Source organism: Enterococcus sp. AN402 (assembly GCF_040719405.1).
Taxonomy (GTDB): Bacteria; Bacillota; Bacilli; order Lactobacillales; family Enterococcaceae; genus Enterococcus; species Enterococcus faecalis.
The window spans coordinates 2,334,421-2,350,437 of sequence record NZ_JBFDTM010000004.1 but is presented as its reverse complement, the minus strand read 5'-3'; the positions used below and the strand labels follow the sequence as shown (position 1 = coordinate 2,350,437).

Below are 16,017 nucleotides of genomic sequence, written 5' to 3'. Positions count from 1 at the left end.
GAAATAATATGAATACGGATGAAAGAACAGTTATTGCATTGGAAAGCATTGCAAACAGTCTTAGTACTTTGGCAGAAGATACTAAGGCGAAAAATAGATATAAAGAATCTTTGTTTGTTCAAGCATTCATCTTTATTCTCGGTATAGTTGTTGGATGTATGTTAATCCAGCTAGGAACAGACTTGTGGAAATGGTTAATAGTTTAAAAAAGTTATCTGAATCGTTTCTAAAATAAGATGTTGTATTGAAAGAAATATACGCAAAAATAAATGACAAAAGTAGAATATTGTTTGTTCTTTTCCAGTAACTTTTGTAAAGGTCAATCCAGCTACTAGTTAATTGTATTTGATGATTTTTATTTTTTTCATTGTATGCAAAAATTTCAAAATACTTTCGTTCGTAATTGTTCTTGGCTTTATTAGTTAAATAAGAAATATACAGCTTACTTTTCTTTTGGATAACCCAAAATAAAAATAACGCTATCGACACCCAAAAAGAATATTTTTCTAAAAAGGGTATAGATTTTTCTACAACATTATACATTACCTCACCACCTTATCAGTTATTTCAGCAGAGCACTTGCTGATAAGAAAATTATACCAGAAGGGGAAAACAGTAAATGAAAAAATTATATCAATCGAGACTATTTGGCGCATTTCTAGCAATGATTGCATTAGGGATTACGCTAAAAAGTAACTTTACACTTATCGCTTTAATAATAATCGGCACACCCGCATTTATTGTATGGTTTTTCGGTTGGGACGAAGCAAAGTACGAATTAAATGAAAAAAAGACTAACAAGGACGGCCATCCAAGTTAGTCAGTTACAAAAATAAATGTTTACAAAAGTATAACACAAATTAAAACGGAGGAAAAACAATGATTGAAGTAAGAGGTTTAAGTGATGATGTTTACGAATTAATGTTAGCGAATGCTCAAAATAGAATTGTTCAATTAATTCGAACTGCAGCAGCAAATGGTAATACAAGTTGCGTGGTGAATAGTAAAGGTATTACATCAACGTTTTTATTTCAATTAGAAACAGAAGGATTTGATCACGTTGAACTTGAAGAAAACAAAACGAAAATATTCTGGGAGTGGTAAACATGGGAGTAATTGATGTTGCAAATAAAAAGCTTCTATATTTAGAAAATTTGATTAGCCAGATAAAAGAAGCTGAGGAGTATCTAGTAAGTATAAAGAACCCTGCTTTAAATAATAAAAAAGAAGTGATGTCAGATATAGAAATTGGTATACCTACACACTTTATGGGGTCTGGATTTTTCCGAGAAGAAGGACATAGTCGTTGGCACAAAGTTCGGCTAGAAGAAGATTTAGGGATAGTTGGAATTCAAGCAGACATCAAGGAACTAGTTGAAAAGGCTGTAAATGACAGGATAACAGAGATGAAAGACGAACTAAGAAAATCGATTAGTAAATTGGAGGTAGATTGTCACGAATGAATTTGATTCATTAGGAGCTAGACAAGAGCCGCCAGAAGAAAAAGAAGTATTAGAGCCAACGTGGGAATATGACGAAGAAGAGGAGAAACAAATATGAATAGAAAGCAATTGATAATGAGAATGAGTTTAATGGATCAACGTGAAATTTTAGGTTTTGATTTAGATATTGAGGAAACAGCCTTGTACGATGAGTTAAAAAAGGTAATAAAAAAACATGGTCTTAGTTATGAACAAATAAATAGGGTCATCACTGTAATTGATGACCGCTATTTTGAAAATGCGGTTACTAAAAACCGTACTTTTTCTCAATGAGTTTTTCGAGTTCATCCTTAGATTTTTTAATGGGATATTTTTCAGCAGTTTCTTTAGATGCACCCAAAATAAAGAATGATGACGCAAAACCTTGTAACGTCGAAGAACCATCAATAGATTCTTGAACAATTGATAATATTTTCCAACCATGATCAAGCAAAAGATTTACAAGCTCTGTTTCACTAGTATCAATTTTTTCAACTCTATCAACATCATAATTCAGCAACATAATCACCTCACTTTTACGAATAGTATAACAAAGAATAGGAGCAAAAATATATGAGTAACGATTTAGATGTAAAAGCAGATCAAATTATAGTAGCAGTGATTGAACCGTTTTTACCTGCTTTGTATGAATTTCAAGAAAGTACAAAAGATATGATTAAAAAAAATGCAAGAACTTATAAAGAAGCAATGGATTTACAAAGAACGATAGATTCTAAAGTCGACAGCATTTTGTTAGATGTCTTTGGTAATGAGGACATCATGAGAAAGGATAATGCGTTTAGATTACTAAGTGCGACTTTATTATGGACGTACAAAGAAATAGAAAAAGAAGCTATGAATCAAGAAATCAATCCATAGCAAAGTTTGTTGTAAATTTTAGATGTATGCACAATGCTCACTTAAAAATATTATACCAAGAAAGGAACATAAATATGAGTAACGATTTAACACAAATGACACAACGATCTTTAGATGAACAAGTCATCGGAAATTTAAATAGATTGCAAGAGCAGGGATTAGAAATGCCACCAGGTTATAGTCCACAGAATGCATTGAAAAGTGCTTTCTTTGAACTAACCAACAATTCAGGAGGAAACCTTCTTCAGTTGGCAGCTAACAATCCAGAAACTAAAACATCTATTTCTAACGCTTTGCTTGATATGGTCATCCAAGGATTATCGCCAGCTAAAAAACAATGTTATTTCATCAAATATGGAAATAAAGTTCAGCTTATGCGCTCATATTTTGGAACCATGGCTGTATTAGATCGAGTAACTGGAGGGGCAGATATCACGCCTGTTGTAGTAAGAGAAGGCGATGTATTTGAAATTGCTATGGATGGTCCCGACTTAGTTGTTGCTAAACATGAAACGTCCTTCGAAAACCTAGACAACGACATTAAGGCTGCTTATGTGGTTATTAAGCTAGCAAATGGTAAAGAAGTAACAACCGTCATGACAAAGAAACAAATTGATAAGTCATGGAGCAAAGCAAAAACAAAAAATGTTCAGAATGATTTTCCAGAAGAAATGGCAAAAAGAACTGTCATCAATCGAGCTGCTAAATATTTAATCAATACTAGTAACGATAATGATTTATTTGTGCAAGCCGCTAAAGACACACTCGAAAATGAATTCGAACGAAAAGATGTGACACCAGAGCGAGAAGAGCAAGCTGCGGTACTTGAAGAAAAACTATTTTCCAACAATAAAAAAGCTGTTGATCAAGAAAAAGATAATGAACGAATTACACGTGTGGCTGATGTAACAGAGCAACCAGATATCGAACAAGCCAAACCAATTGAAAAAGAAGATTTAATGAAAGCGGCGGACCGAATTTTAGAAGAGCCAGTTCAGGAAACTTTAGATGTGATGGCTGGTTATGAAACCAATCAGAAAGAGAGTGAAGCTGATGTCTCAACGATTGAAGAAGACGATTATCCTTTCTGATGAAAATTATTATTCACAAGAAGCGGACCTAGCTTATATGTCTGTATCTCAATATAAAAAATTTCTAGAATGTGAAGCTGCAGCTCTTGCCAAGTTAAAAGGCGAATGGACACCAGAGAGTGATTCAAAAGCATTGCTAGTTGGTAATTATGTTCATTCTTACTTTGAATCACCAGAAATTCATGAAGCATTTAAAGAAGAAAATAAAAACAAGATGTTTTCTTCAAGAAAACCGTTTGCCCTATTGAAAGATTTCCAAATTGCGGAGCAGATGATTGAAAGATTAAAACAAGAAGAAGCCTTTTTAAATATTTATCAAGGCGAAAAAGAAGTGATCGTCACAGGTGAAATTGGCGGTGCAGTGTGGAAAGGGAAAATTGATTGTTTGAATTTAGAAGAAAAGTATTTTGTAGATATCAAAACAACCAAAGATATGCACGAGAAGAAATGGAATGAACGTTTAAACAGAAAAGCAAACTTCATTGAACGCTTCGGTTACGTGTTGCAAATGGCTGTTTATTGCGAACTGCTTCGACAACAATATGACAAAAATTTCCTTCCTCTCATTGCAGCCGTTTCGAAACAAACACCTAGTGAAGCAAAACTAATCACTCTTAGCGAAGAAAAAATGATTTATGAATTAGAAGAATTAAAAGAAAACATTGAACATGTTGTGCGAGTGAAAAACGGCGAAGAGGAGCCAATTAGTTGTGGAACTTGTGAATATTGTAGAGGACACAACAAAATTACAAATTTTACCAGTATGGACGATTTATAGGAGGTGCATAACGAATGAATACTGGATATATAAAATTGTATCGAAAAGTGACTAATTCATTCGTTTGGACCAATTCCGATATGTTCAAGCTTTGGATACTTTGTTTAATGAAAGCAAGTCATGAAGACAGGAAGTTTTTGTTTAATGGTCAAGAAGTACGCTTGACAAGCGGACAATTCGTCACGGGAGCCCATGCGATAGCAAAAGAGTACAACGAAGGAGCGTCGAGTGACAAAGCGATTGCATGGCGAACGCTATGGAGATGGCTTAAGAAATTTGAAAATGAAGAATTATTGACAATCCAGTCAAACGCTAGATACAGCGTTATAACAATAAAAAATTGGTCTGATTATCAATCAGGTGACAAGCCGTTGACAAGCCAAAGACAATCGAGTGACAAGCCATTGACAACATACAAGAATGAAAAGAATGATAAGAATGAAAAGAATGTTGTAGTAGTAGAAGAGCAGCAGTCAGTTTTTCAACTTTATCAATCAATTTTCGGAATGCTAAATTCGGTCACCACTCAAAATTTAGAGTACTGGTGTAATGATTTATCAACTGAATTAGTAAGTGAAGCTTTAAAAATTTCCGCAAAATCAAATGCTAGAAATTTCAAATATACAGAAAGCATTTTGAGAAATTGGGAACAAGAAGGCGTTAAAACTTTAGATGATGTAAAAGCTTTAGCCGTAAAAAGAGAACGTAATACAACCAAGCAACAGAAATCAAATACAGGTCATTCGGATTATGATGATCTTGGATTTTAGGAAGTGAAAGAATGCAGTCAGCATCAGATGGATTTTCAAAAATGATTAAAACGTTGCTTTATATCACACCTGATCCATGTCCAGAGTGCGGAGGAAATCTTTATGCGTGGCGTGCCAAAAATAAAGATGGGTCCGATAGATGTCCACCAACTTGCATGGAATGTGGCTATAAAGCACGCAAAAAAGCAGAAGACCTCGAAACAGAGAAAATGTTTAACGATAGTTTGAAAGCTAGAGCGATTAATTACTTGAAGTACAGCTCTCTTTATACCGACAAAAATTTAATTAATTGTCGTTTTAAAACTTACAAAACAGTAGACACAGAAACTAAGCTTGCTTTTGAAATTGCCAATCGAGCCACGACTGAAATTCTTTTGAATAAACCAATTCATATGATTCTTTCAGGAAAAAGCGGTGTTGGTAAAAGTCATTTAGCTATGTCAACGGCTTGGGAAGTGTTGGAGAAATCAAACTATGATAAACGCTGCCTATTTATTAGCTATGCGGAACTCTTAGAACAGCTAAGATTTGCCATGAATGATGAGCAAGCTAGAAAAGAGATAACAGGTAGTTTGATGGCAGAGATAAAAAGCGCTGATTTAGTTGTTTTGGACGACTTAGGGGCCGAGTTAGGCGTTAAAGGGAATGACAGTACCAACTTTAATAACGACACCTTAAATCGCATTGTAGAAGCTCGGCAGAATAAAGCAACAGTATTTACAACGAACTTAACAGGTAAAGAAATGAGCCAAGCTTATGGGGAGAGAATCCTTTCTCGCATCATGAGTAATTCACAAGGTTTTGTGATGAAAATTGAGGGAACGTCGGATAAGCGAGTATCAGGTATCTAAAATGTTATTTTTAGCGAATATATTCAGCGTAGGACAGTTTTACAATCAAGCGAATATAAATAGATGTAAAGAAAGAAAAACGGCTTAAAACGCATTTTAAAGCCTTAAAAATAAATCGATAGAAAGGGGAATCATTCAATGCCGTATGTAGTGAAAATTTCAGCCTATCTTGGCAAAGATGGTCGACCAGTAGCCAATTTAAAAGATGCTGTGCTATTTGAGCATAAAGAGACAGCAGCTATTGCAACAATCGTATCTGGCGGAACTGTTTCAGAAGTAAAGGAAGCCATCATAATGCCAGAAAAACCGAATAGGTATACAGCAAAATCTACCAAAGTAGATTTTAAAAAGGAACCAATTGAAAAAGCAACAAAAGATAACCAAGCTTGGATGAAAGGGGCTAAATGAGAATGAAGTGTGTTAGATGTCAAGACCAGCGTGTGATTTGGGGAAAAGACAGATTTAATTATGCAACACCTATTCCATGCCCAGAATGCAACAAAGATGGAAAAGCAGTTCGAGCGGAAACTGCGACCAAGGAAAGGGAGTTAAAACAATGCAATCACCAACAGCCCTGAATAAGCGAGGAAATAAAGTCACGATTGATGGTTACACATTTGATAGCCAGAAGGAAGCTAACTTTTATGTAAAGTTTGTCAAAAATTGTGGGTTGCCTTTTGAAGTTCATCCGCGTTTTAAACTAACTGAACTTACACCAACTGCGGATGGTATAGGCAAAATTTCGGCGATAGCTTATTCACCTGACTTTATCATAAAAAACTTAGATGGGAGTTGGAGACATGTCATTGATATTAAAAACTCTTTTAGCGTGTATGGCATTGACCAATCCGTTAAGCTTCGTTTTCGTCTATTTGCCCTTAGATATGGTCATCCAGTTGAAGCGATTGTTGTTCGTGCTAGAGATTTTAAAGTGATCACACAAGGCGTGACTAAGCCTTTAAACGAAAAAAGACCATTCATAACCGATAATTTCGATTACGAATGGAAAGATGCGACTAATTATTAAACGAAAGCAGGAAAATAAAATGACAAAACAAGTAAATTTTAGACCAGAAGTAAAGAAAGTGACATCTAAATCAAACGGTAATATCGAAGTGTTATTAGTGGTTAGCAACGCTTCATTAAAAGGAAAATATGAAAGTTTAAACGATTTTTTAGGCAAAACAGTATCAACGACCATTGAGCCAGAAACAGTAGAATACAAGGTACCAGTTAACAAGCAGACGAATAAGCCGAATGTCGAATATATTGTGAATAACGACGGAACAGTTGAAGTTCTAAAAGAAGAACAAACTTCTTTAGAAATGGGCGATGATGTGCAAGAAGTCGAAGAAGTTGCTGTGCAAGTATCGAAAGAAACTATTGACGAATTCATCAAGAAGGCAACGACTATCGAATGGCCAGAATCAGTAACAATCAACGTTCGTGGCGTGTTGCATCGAATCGATGAAGGGGAAGCGCTAGAAGAAATTGCGGCTGATCATGATGTTTCAGTTGAAAATTTAATCAACCAAGTTGAACTTGCACGCCAACATTTTGCACCGTTTGCAGATTCTTGGAGCAAAAACAAAGAGAACATCATTTTCCCTGAAAAGACAGTTGAAGATGAAGAAGAAATCGAAGAATAATCTCGTAGAAAGTGAGTGTTCATTTTGCTTGAGATTTATTATACGCCAACATCCGCAATAATTGCGGATGCATTGGCTAAAACATATGAAGTTGTTTCTTTAGAAACAGCTAGAAATATTGCCAAGAAATTTAAAGCTAGTTTGAAGCAGAAGACGGACCTTTATGTGATTGAGGGAATTTTGATTGATGCTGGTTATAAAAATGAGCCAGTGAATTTATAGAAGGGAGTGGAGTTTGTGGCCACAGTAAAGAATTCTTTACTCCTTTGAAATTATGCAGAGAGAAACGAAAATACAATTATTTAACGATCATTTTCAAAATTATAAACGATATGGCATACCAAAAGCACAACTAGTTATTGCAGATATTCCTTATAACCTAGGTAAAAATGCATACGCATCGAGTTCTGCATGGTATGAAGGCGGAAAAATTGAAAATGGAGAATCGGATAAAGCGAATAAAAGTTTTTTTGATACTGATGAAAATTTTAGAATATCTGAATTCATGCACTTTTGCTCAAAAATGTTAAAAAAAGAACCGAAAGAAGTAGGGAAAGCGCCTGCTATGATTGTGTTCTGTGCCTTTCAACAGCTTCAAATGGTGATTGACTATGGTAAAAAGTACGGCTTTAACAATCATATTCCACTAGTTTTTATTAAGAAATCCAGTCCTCAGGTATTAAAAGCAAATATGAAAGTTGTAGGAGCTACAGAATATGCGCTCGTTCTTTATAGAGAAAAACTTCCGAAATTTAATAACGACGGCCGTATGGTTCTAAATTGGTTTGAATGGGAAACGGATAACAGCTACCCAAAAATACATCCGACACAAAAACCGGTACCCGTTATTAAACGATTAATTGAAATTTTTACAGATTATGGAGATGTTGTAATTGATCCATGTGCTGGCAGTGGTTCTACGCTTAGAGCGGCTGCAGAACTTAATAGAAATGCTTATGGTTTTGAAATAAAGAAAGAGATGTATGAAGCTTCTCAGGAAAAAATGTTGTCAAATATCCCAATGGGGCTATTTATATGAACTGGAGAACAGCTGTCATTATTTTAGAAAGTGAGTGAAGAAGATGATTCCCAAAATTTAGAGCGTGGGATAAAAACACCAACGACATGGTGAACGTTAAAACAATTGACCTCGAAAAAGATGGCAGTATTGGTTGCATAGTAGATTATAGTGGTATCAATTTAGATGTGTCTGAATGTGTTCTCATGCAATCTACAGGTTTGAAAGACAAGAACGGCGTTGATGTTTATCAAGGGGACATTATTCGATGTACTCGAGGATGTCCGCATGAAGTAATTTGGTTGGAAGAATATGGCGGCACATTTTTTGGTGGCATGCCTGCATGGTACTTATCAGGATTCAAAAAAGGATATGCGTGGACTGGTGAAGAAGAAGTTATCGGAAATATCCACGAGAACCCAGAGCTATTGGAGGTCGCAGAATGAGTAAAAAAGCCGTTTGGTTATCAGATATTGAATTCATTGAGATGCATAGTAGCGATTGGGAAAGATTGGAAAGTGAAGCGTTTGAAGCAGACGAAAGTGTACAACCACAACTTAATAAAAATCAGGAGCAAGTACTTGGTTGGTTGAAAGTAGACTACTGTAAAAAAGATTCTTTATTTGAGGCACTTGAGCGTATTGGAGAGGTCTACGAAGACCCTAAAACGGAAGAAGCATTCTACTCTTTATCAAGGGTTGAGGAAGCAGAAGTTATTCAGATGTTCGTTGAGTGGTTTTTAGATCAGGAGGGAACAGAATGAGTGAATTGAATCAATTAATTGGTTTTCTTGAAGAACAATTAACAGTAAGCGAACCAACACCTGATTATACTAGGCATAATCAGGAAATTATAACATATATTGAATATCTAAAATTAATGAAGCAGCCGCAGTTCAACGAAAATCAGCAGATTGTACTGGATTGGTTGAAAGAATCATGCAAATTACACGGATTACGTGAAGTTATCGAAATTATGGGGTTTTTATCAACTACTGGTGGAAAAATGAAGTATAAGCAAGTAGCTTATGCATATGGTGATTTAAATGATGATGAATTGAAGCAAGTCTTACAAGCGTTTGTAGATTGGATTGAACAGGAGGAAAAATAATGGAAGAGAAAAAATATACGCTAAATGAGCTTGTGGATCAGTTGATTGGTCCAGTTATGCCTATTGGAGATACGGCAATTGACGAAAAACGAAGCCAAAATTTAGATGAATTAATAAATTTGATTCATCTTTTAAATGGAAAATTGTATGAAGTGACAGTTAGTAATTTAGATATGTATGCTAGTGCGAACGCTGTGATTAACAAAGCTAAAGAAGCATCAAAAGAGCTAAGTGAATGGTTTGTGGAGCAAGAATAGATGAAAGATAAGAAATTTTCACCTCTAACAATTATTTGTGTGATTATAGGCATATGCTGGATTGTCTCAATTGTTGGAATCGGATATTTTATTTCACATCCAGAAATAATTGGCCATTGGTTTAGTCGTTTAATAAGTGGGTTCAAATAGTTTTGAAACTAATGTATTTTAGTTTTTACAATCGATAGTATAAAAAAACTACCTAGTTTCCGCTAGGTAGTTCTGTAAGAAATAATATTAAGTTTATTTTTTATAGTATTTTTATACCAAACCCATTATAAAAAATCAAGTATAAAAAAGCCAACCGACCACTGGTTGACTAAGAAGAATATTTTACCAGAAAAGTGGTAGCTTGTGATATGTGAGGTTACTTTACCCCAAACATTGGTCACAATAAAATTATTTTATCATAAATAGAAAAACTCAACTAGTTTTTTCTAGTCGAGTTTTCCAGATGACATCACTCAAGATGAATTGAGTTGTTTGTATTATATCATGATGAAATAAGGAAATTCAATAAGAGTAAATAAAAAAAGCCGGATTGCTCCGACTGTGAGTAATGTTTTCGACATAGTTATTATACCACAAAAGGAGCGATTCCACTTGATTAAATTGCTAAAAGAAGTAGATTTTCGACAAACAAAAGCGAATGCTAGAAATGTGTTGAAGAATTTTAGACGTTTAGAGCGAATAGCTGGTCGCTCTTTGATAGATTTAAAATCACCAATTATTACAGATATGCCTAAAAGCCAAAGTCACGGGAACAAAGCAGAAGATGCGCTAGTAAAATTAGCAGATGCAGAAGCAGAAAGAGATGCAATTCTATCTGCGCTTATGGCATTAAGCCTAACTAGTAGACAAATTTTGCATTATAGTTTCTGTGTGCAGGACCATTACTCTAATTACAAGATTGCTAGAGAAGTTGGATATTCCGAAAGAAGTATTCAACGAATGAAATCAGAGGCTTTAATTGAATTTGCCGAAGCGTATCGAAATGGAAAAATAATCGCCTATAGATAAAATTTTTGGCGGTTTTTTGGCGGAAAGTTGGCGGTTTTTATCAATATTTAGATGTTATTATGGTAGTGTCAAAAGATAAGGAGACGAGGGTAAGGCATGCATTACCTATCTTAGCTCCGTTTCGCTTATATTTTGAGGCTACCTACAAAAAAATAAAGAATAAGGATGTGGAAAGTCCAGTTCTTTTGGTCTCGTTTAGTCGTAGGTAGCAAATATTGCAATGAACTTGGCATGAAGCTTACACGTAGACGTACGCCGAAAGCACTTGTCAAGAGAGCGCTATGTTAGTTGCAATGCTCACTCACAAATCAGACGTTCTCAAACTAAAGAAATGGGGTGCAATTCCTCTCTCTTTTTTCTACAGGTTTGTGAGTGAGTACTATTAAAAATTGAAAAATCAATAGATTTAAACCTAGTGAAGAGCATTTGAACAATGTGCTAGGGTAGTATGGGGTAAGTCGATAACTAAAATGAATTGGGATACTGATTGATTTTAGTGGTGGATTTTACAGCAATGTAAAAAGGACTAATAGTAAAAGCTATTAATCGCAAAGTACTACGTGGAATTTGTGCAGGTGTAAGGTACGAAACTTTCGGGCGTGACAATAGATGCTCCAGTGGAGAATAATCTAAGTTAGGTGGAAGTGTGAGAAGCTTGGCAGACCTTAGAAACCTCAAACCAAGCGCTTTGCAGAGAAACTGAGAAATCAGTGTTTAACGAAAGAAGTCGGTACGAGTAGCTTAATGCAGCAATTTATTTACAGATGACAAATAATAAAAATGGGACTCTTATGTAAATGCTGAATGTTCAAGTGAAAGTTATTAGCCGTTAGAGCTAGATCATACAGAAAAAGTAAAGAGAAGCTATTAGGTAGCGCCTGATAGTTCAGCCTCTTTGGGTATGTGACTGAATAACACTGTAAACAAAGGAAGCAGAAATAAAAGCCTAAATCTGTTGATTTTTGAGCTTTTAATTATCGCTGTGGCGGAATAGGTAGACGCTCGTACGTGAGATTAGACATTGGAACAACGTATAAGTTCGTATGTAGGGCTTTGGCCCATCGGATAAATCTAATCATGCAAGGTGCAAATCCTTGCCAGCGATATTGAGTTTGCGGTAAATCTCGACTGCCTGTAGCGAAAACCGTACAGAGATTGATCAGCAGTGATGGTATTCAAAGATATAAACCATTCTTATGCTGATGGAATGACAATCTCAAAAATGGCATAGTATAAAAATCCTTTCGGTTGGCGTGTAGCACCTGGGATGCAACGAGCATATAGCGAGATAAGAGGCAGGTTCGATTCCTGTCACGCCAATAGGTAGCTTTGCTACTTAAATAAAAGAATCGTCAATAAATGTTTCTTACTTTAACGGTCGGTTCACCTCCTTTCAGAACAGCCAGCCTGCGAAACAGGATAAAATGGCTAGCAACCTAGTATTGTTATATAAGTGTTAGATTGGCTAGGCAGTCTAATATAAATCTTTAGACTACTCAATAAAAATGAGTGGTCTTTTTTGTACATAAAAAAGCCACTAGACTATGGGTTCTAGTGGCTAGGTAGCATTCGTGCAAAATTTTTGTTGGTTGCTATATTGGATTGTTAATGGTTGCTATTTACAAAAAGGAGTTGCTACCCATAAATAGTATAACAAAAGATAATTTATTGAATCAAGTACATAAAAATAATTAGGAGAGAAAAATATGAAAAGCTATTGGTATGTATCGCTAACACATAAATATCCACAACCGAACCGTACAACTGATTCAGTACGTGTTGTAATGTCGGTGCAGATTAAGAAATACTATTCCATTATTGAGATGACACGAGAAGCTACACCACAAGAAATTGACTATTGTAAGTTGGTATATTGCGGTCATGGATGTTGGAGTGACAAGCATGTACAAGAGAACTTGCAAAAGATTGCTAAAAGATACGTTTAGTTTTATACTTTAGTTATCATGATGAAAAGAAGAGTGAGTCCATGGGGATAATAGGGATTTTAGCATTATTATTTGTCATCTGTTACTTTTGTGGTTGGGGCATCCAATCGTTTGTTAAGTATACAGTGGCTGTTGCAGTATTTGTGTATGGAGGGATAGCGTTAATCATAGTGTCGATAATCAAGGCGGTAACAGGAACAAATCATAATAATCAATCTTAGTAGATCGCTTCGGCGGTCTTTTTTTGTAGGTGATCGTAGATGAGAGTCATTAGGTGCAAACACCAAGGCTGTATTAAACTTGTAGACAGAGAAGAACTGTTTTGTAGTTCACATATAGCCGAACGCAAGAAGTATCTCGAGAAGCGAAAGCAGTGGGGAGAACGAAACAAACAGAGGCAGCGAAGGTACAATTCTGTTCTACGATACAGCAATGACAGAAGTACACGAGAACGCTTCTACCATTCGAAGGCGTGGAAGTCCCTTCGCCAACAGGTACTAGAACGGGATAACTATCAGTGTCAGTACTGCAAGCTACAAGCGATAGTTAGTCCAGCAAAGATTGTTGACCACATCGTTCCAACGCAATTCAATGAATCAATAATGAACGATGTGAATAACTTGGCTTGTTGCTGTCAAAAGTGCCACGACAAGAAGACACGTTGGGAACAAGCATACTACGGGACAGGTTACAACAAAGATGGTACAACTAAAGGGCTAAAAGAAGTCGAAGAGATAGCTGACCTGAATGGGTTAGCTTTTTTGTTTAGACCCCCGGGGCTATAGGCTTTTGGGAGACAGCTCGCTCAGTGGGCCACAGCTCAAAAAAAACTGAATTTCTGAAAAATTTTTTTCTTGCTATTTTGGAGGTGGTAAAGTGGCTAAGGATACTGTTAAATCAACAAATAAGAAGATGCAGGCAACTAAAAAAACGGCAAAAACTTGCTCACAAAACCCCGTAAAAAATGAACAAGAAAAGCTAAAAATACGAACTTCTGCACCGAATCAATTACCAAGTGAAGGAAAATATCTTTGGACGAAAATTATTAAAAATTTCGAATCTGTAGACAGTCTCACGCGGCTAGATGAACCAAATTTAGAATTATTCTGTGCAAACTATGCTATGTATCGGCAAGCTTTGGAATCTGTCAAAGAATTTGGAGTTGTAATCGAAACGGAAACAGGTATGAAGAAGAATCCAGCAGTAGGTGTAATCGATACAGCTTCTAAGACAATGCGGTCATTGAGCACAGCACTGGGATTTGACTATCAGTTCAGGGAAAAAGTGATCAAGGAAGCGGATGAAGAAGTCACAACAGATATATTGGAGGTGTTCAAATTTTGATTGATGTATTTGAAGAATTCTCAAAACTAAACACGGCGAAAATCAAACGTCGTTTCCGAGATGCTGGAACGGCGTATTGTTTTGCTGTATTAACAAACAAACAAATTGCAGGTTACTATATCCAACTGGCTTGTCTTCGTCATTTACGGGACTTAGAGCGATCGATGAATGCTCAATCAGCTTACACATATAACCTGAAAGCTGTCCAAAGCATTTTAAGTTTTGCAGCTATCTGCCCGAATGTAGATACAGGAGAGCCAACAAAACTCATGCCATGGCAAGAGTTTATTTTAAGTCAAATGTTTGGTTGGCGGGATTCGTTAGGTAACAAGCGTTTTAGTCGTGTATTGCTGTCAGTAGCACGTGGGCAAGGAAAGACCTATCTATGTTCAATTATTAGCTGTTACAGCTTTTTGGTCGAATGTGCGGGTTTAGCCAATCAAGACTTGATGGTTGCCTCAAATATCAGTGAACAAGCTCAAAAATTGTATGGTTATGTTAGAACGATGATGCACCAATTACTAGATGGACCATTTTCCAGAGTAGCGGCTGAGTTAGAGATAGAACCACAACACAATCGAGTGATTCAACGTAAAGGCGGAAATATTTTACGACAGATGTCTGCCGAATCTGGAAAGTTTGACTCTTACCATTTTGTTTCTGCTATTTTCGATGAAGCAGGTGAAACAGAACACTCAGAAGTGACGAAAAAAATCACGAGTGGGCAAGTCAAAGTAAGAAACAAACAATTCATTCAAATCTCTACTGCTTACCCAGACCCAACGGTTCCATTCAAACAGGAAGAAGATTTAGTTATCCAATCTGTCGAAAAAGATGACGGAAAAGCAGAAGAACAGCTTTGCCTTATGTGGTGTCAAGATTCGAAAGAAGAGATTAATCGACCGCAAACATGGGTGAAAAGTAATCCATTGCTTGACTTGGAAAGTGATAGAGAAGTATTGCTAAACGGGCTGTTTACACAACGAGGGACAGCAGAATTGTTAGGAGAAGTAGACTCCTTCATTAATAAGAATCTCAATCTTTGGCTGACAGTGAAGTCAAATTCTTATGTCTCATTAGATGACTTCGAAGATACAACAATTCCTAATTTCGATATTAGAGGCAGAGAAGTCTATATTGGGTTTGACGCGAGTCTTTCGTCCGATAATACTGCTTTTGGATTTGTTTTTCCATATCAAGATGAAAATGGTAGCCAGTTGTATCACTTAATGCAGCATTCATTTGTCCCTTATAAACTTTTAGGAAGTATTGAAGGGAAAGAGAAGTCTGATGGTATTGCGTACCGTGATTTGGCTACTAAAGGACTATGTACAATCACAAATGATCCTGTAGGACTAATCGACTTAGATCAGGTCTATGATTGGTTGTTAGAATTTGTCGAAGCAAACCAATTAAAAGTAAAATTGTTCGCCTACGACACTGCACGAACAAATAAACTCACGCAGTTGTTAGAAGAAAATACGAGTTGGGATATTCTAAATCTCAAACAAACCTCGATGGTATTGTCTGAAAGTATTAAGTTCTTGCAGGATGGATTTGTCCGTAAACAAGTGACACACTTTGAGGATAGAATTATGGAAAAAGCGTTGCTTAACGCGGATTTAGAAGAGAACAAAGGTGGTTTAGTCATTGGGAAAAGTAAGCGATCGTTTAAAATAGACGTGGTCGATGCGCTCGTAGATGCCATGTACCAAGGAATGTATCACTTCGAAGGATTTGCGAAGTCAGATAATCCATATGACAAGTTAAGCAATGAAGAAATAGAAGAGATGATACTGAATGGAAAGGTTGGTTTTTAGCTG

General features: G+C 36.1%; 25 protein-coding genes, 1 tRNA gene and 1 pseudogene. 26 read left to right on the top strand and 1 reads right to left on the bottom strand.

Features of this window, described 5'->3' with window-relative positions; all coding sequences use genetic code 11:
- The first annotated feature begins 8 nt into the window (after positions 1-8).
- From AB1I62_RS12850 to AB1I62_RS12830, 5 genes are all read left to right on the top strand, one after another.
- Positions 9-206: a hypothetical protein gene (locus AB1I62_RS12850; protein WP_342813672.1), complete on the top strand. Its 198-nt coding sequence runs from the start codon at positions 9-11 to the stop codon at positions 204-206.
- A 413-nt stretch (positions 207-619) separates the two neighbouring features.
- On the top strand, positions 620-820 hold the full coding sequence (locus tag AB1I62_RS12845) for a hypothetical protein (protein WP_123836122.1): 201 nt from the start codon (positions 620-622) through the stop codon (positions 818-820).
- A gap of 59 nt (positions 821-879) precedes the next feature.
- Positions 880-1,104, top strand: coding sequence for a hypothetical protein (locus tag AB1I62_RS12840; protein ID WP_367019333.1), 225 nt, complete (start codon positions 880-882; stop codon positions 1,102-1,104).
- 2 nt (positions 1,105-1,106) lie between these two features.
- Entirely contained in the window at positions 1,107-1,463 is a 357-nt protein-coding gene (locus AB1I62_RS12835; protein ID WP_367019332.1) for a hypothetical protein, read from the top strand.
- A gap of 93 nt (positions 1,464-1,556) precedes the next feature.
- Positions 1,557-1,775: a hypothetical protein gene (locus tag AB1I62_RS12830; RefSeq protein WP_002370011.1), complete on the top strand. Its 219-nt coding sequence runs from the start codon at positions 1,557-1,559 to the stop codon at positions 1,773-1,775.
- Here AB1I62_RS12830 and AB1I62_RS12825 read toward each other — a convergent pair.
- Positions 1,750-2,004, bottom strand: a complete 255-nt coding sequence (locus AB1I62_RS12825; protein ID WP_002393052.1) for a hypothetical protein — start codon at positions 2,002-2,004, stop codon at positions 1,750-1,752. The two genes, AB1I62_RS12830 and AB1I62_RS12825, sit on opposite strands and share 26 nt — an antisense overlap.
- Before the next feature lie 50 nt (positions 2,005-2,054).
- Here AB1I62_RS12825 and AB1I62_RS12820 point away from each other — a divergent pair, with 50 nt between their 5' ends.
- The 21 genes and pseudogenes from AB1I62_RS12820 (at position 2,055) to AB1I62_RS12720 (ending at position 16,014) form a co-directional block, all read left to right on the top strand.
- Positions 2,055-2,360, top strand: a complete 306-nt coding sequence (locus AB1I62_RS12820; RefSeq protein WP_002400767.1) for a hypothetical protein — start codon at positions 2,055-2,057, stop codon at positions 2,358-2,360.
- 74 nt (positions 2,361-2,434) lie between these two features.
- Complete coding sequence (locus tag AB1I62_RS12815) at positions 2,435-3,451, top strand: recombinase RecT (protein ID WP_142429071.1); 1,017 nt, start codon at positions 2,435-2,437, stop codon at positions 3,449-3,451.
- Positions 3,414-4,229 (top strand): PD-(D/E)XK nuclease-like domain-containing protein, encoded by an 816-nt coding sequence (locus AB1I62_RS12810; RefSeq protein WP_367019331.1) that lies wholly within the window; start codon positions 3,414-3,416, stop codon positions 4,227-4,229. Before AB1I62_RS12815 ends, AB1I62_RS12810 begins: the two co-directional genes overlap by 38 nt.
- 14 nt (positions 4,230-4,243) lie before the next feature.
- Complete coding sequence (locus tag AB1I62_RS12805) at positions 4,244-4,999, top strand: DnaD domain-containing protein (protein ID WP_049098630.1); 756 nt, start codon at positions 4,244-4,246, stop codon at positions 4,997-4,999.
- A gap of 11 nt (positions 5,000-5,010) precedes the next feature.
- On the top strand, positions 5,011-5,850 hold the full coding sequence (locus AB1I62_RS12800) for an ATP-binding protein (RefSeq protein ID WP_367019330.1): 840 nt from the start codon (positions 5,011-5,013) through the stop codon (positions 5,848-5,850).
- Between the two features lie 138 nt (positions 5,851-5,988).
- Entirely contained in the window at positions 5,989-6,258 is a 270-nt protein-coding gene (locus tag AB1I62_RS12795) for a hypothetical protein (RefSeq protein WP_042889076.1), read from the top strand.
- A 148-nt stretch (positions 6,259-6,406) separates the two neighbouring features.
- Positions 6,407-6,877, top strand: a complete 471-nt coding sequence (locus AB1I62_RS12790) for a DUF1064 domain-containing protein (RefSeq protein ID WP_367019329.1) — start codon at positions 6,407-6,409, stop codon at positions 6,875-6,877.
- Between the two features lie 19 nt (positions 6,878-6,896).
- Positions 6,897-7,499, top strand: coding sequence for a hypothetical protein (locus tag AB1I62_RS12785; RefSeq protein WP_367019328.1), 603 nt, complete (start codon positions 6,897-6,899; stop codon positions 7,497-7,499).
- A 15-nt stretch (positions 7,500-7,514) separates the two neighbouring features.
- The gene (locus AB1I62_RS12780) at positions 7,515-7,721 is read left to right on the top strand and encodes a hypothetical protein (protein WP_002367277.1); all 207 of its coding nucleotides are present in this window, start codon (positions 7,515-7,517) and stop codon (positions 7,719-7,721) included.
- A gap of 52 nt (positions 7,722-7,773) precedes the next feature.
- Entirely contained in the window at positions 7,774-8,538 is a 765-nt protein-coding gene (locus AB1I62_RS12775) for a site-specific DNA-methyltransferase (protein ID WP_127341826.1), read from the top strand.
- A 53-nt stretch (positions 8,539-8,591) separates the two neighbouring features.
- Positions 8,592-8,963: pseudogene (locus AB1I62_RS12770) on the top strand (YopX family protein); the annotation flags it as partial.
- The gene (locus tag AB1I62_RS12765) at positions 8,960-9,280 is read left to right on the top strand and encodes a hypothetical protein (RefSeq protein WP_367019326.1); all 321 of its coding nucleotides are present in this window, start codon (positions 8,960-8,962) and stop codon (positions 9,278-9,280) included. The pseudogene AB1I62_RS12770 and the gene AB1I62_RS12765, both read left to right, overlap by 4 nt.
- Positions 9,277-9,627, top strand: a complete 351-nt coding sequence (locus tag AB1I62_RS12760) for a hypothetical protein (protein ID WP_367019325.1) — start codon at positions 9,277-9,279, stop codon at positions 9,625-9,627. Before AB1I62_RS12765 ends, AB1I62_RS12760 begins: the two co-directional genes overlap by 4 nt.
- Complete coding sequence (locus AB1I62_RS12755) at positions 9,627-9,884, top strand: hypothetical protein (RefSeq protein ID WP_367019323.1); 258 nt, start codon at positions 9,627-9,629, stop codon at positions 9,882-9,884. Before AB1I62_RS12760 ends, AB1I62_RS12755 begins: the two co-directional genes overlap by 1 nt.
- Before the next feature lie 603 nt (positions 9,885-10,487).
- Positions 10,488-10,904, top strand: a complete 417-nt coding sequence (locus AB1I62_RS12750; protein ID WP_367019322.1) for an ArpU family phage packaging/lysis transcriptional regulator — start codon at positions 10,488-10,490, stop codon at positions 10,902-10,904.
- Positions 10,905-12,153: 1,249 nt separating this feature from the next.
- A tRNA-Arg gene (locus AB1I62_RS12745) sits at positions 12,154-12,224 on the top strand.
- A gap of 386 nt (positions 12,225-12,610) precedes the next feature.
- Positions 12,611-12,850 (top strand): hypothetical protein, encoded by a 240-nt coding sequence (locus AB1I62_RS12740; RefSeq protein WP_033596952.1) that lies wholly within the window; start codon positions 12,611-12,613, stop codon positions 12,848-12,850.
- Positions 12,851-12,891: 41 nt separating this feature from the next.
- Positions 12,892-13,071 carry a hypothetical protein gene (locus tag AB1I62_RS12735; RefSeq protein WP_033596954.1) on the top strand — a complete coding sequence of 60 codons (180 nt, stop codon included), beginning with the start codon at positions 12,892-12,894 and terminating at the stop codon, positions 13,069-13,071.
- 39 nt (positions 13,072-13,110) lie between these two features.
- Positions 13,111-13,635: an HNH endonuclease gene (locus tag AB1I62_RS12730; protein WP_051582955.1), complete on the top strand. Its 525-nt coding sequence runs from the start codon at positions 13,111-13,113 to the stop codon at positions 13,633-13,635.
- Between the two features lie 91 nt (positions 13,636-13,726).
- Positions 13,727-14,194 carry a phage terminase small subunit P27 family gene (locus AB1I62_RS12725; protein ID WP_051582956.1) on the top strand — a complete coding sequence of 156 codons (468 nt, stop codon included), beginning with the start codon at positions 13,727-13,729 and terminating at the stop codon, positions 14,192-14,194.
- Complete coding sequence (locus tag AB1I62_RS12720; RefSeq protein ID WP_239644830.1) at positions 14,191-16,014, top strand: terminase TerL endonuclease subunit; 1,824 nt, start codon at positions 14,191-14,193, stop codon at positions 16,012-16,014. Before AB1I62_RS12725 ends, AB1I62_RS12720 begins: the two co-directional genes overlap by 4 nt.
- The last annotated feature ends 3 nt before the right edge of the window (positions 16,015-16,017 follow it).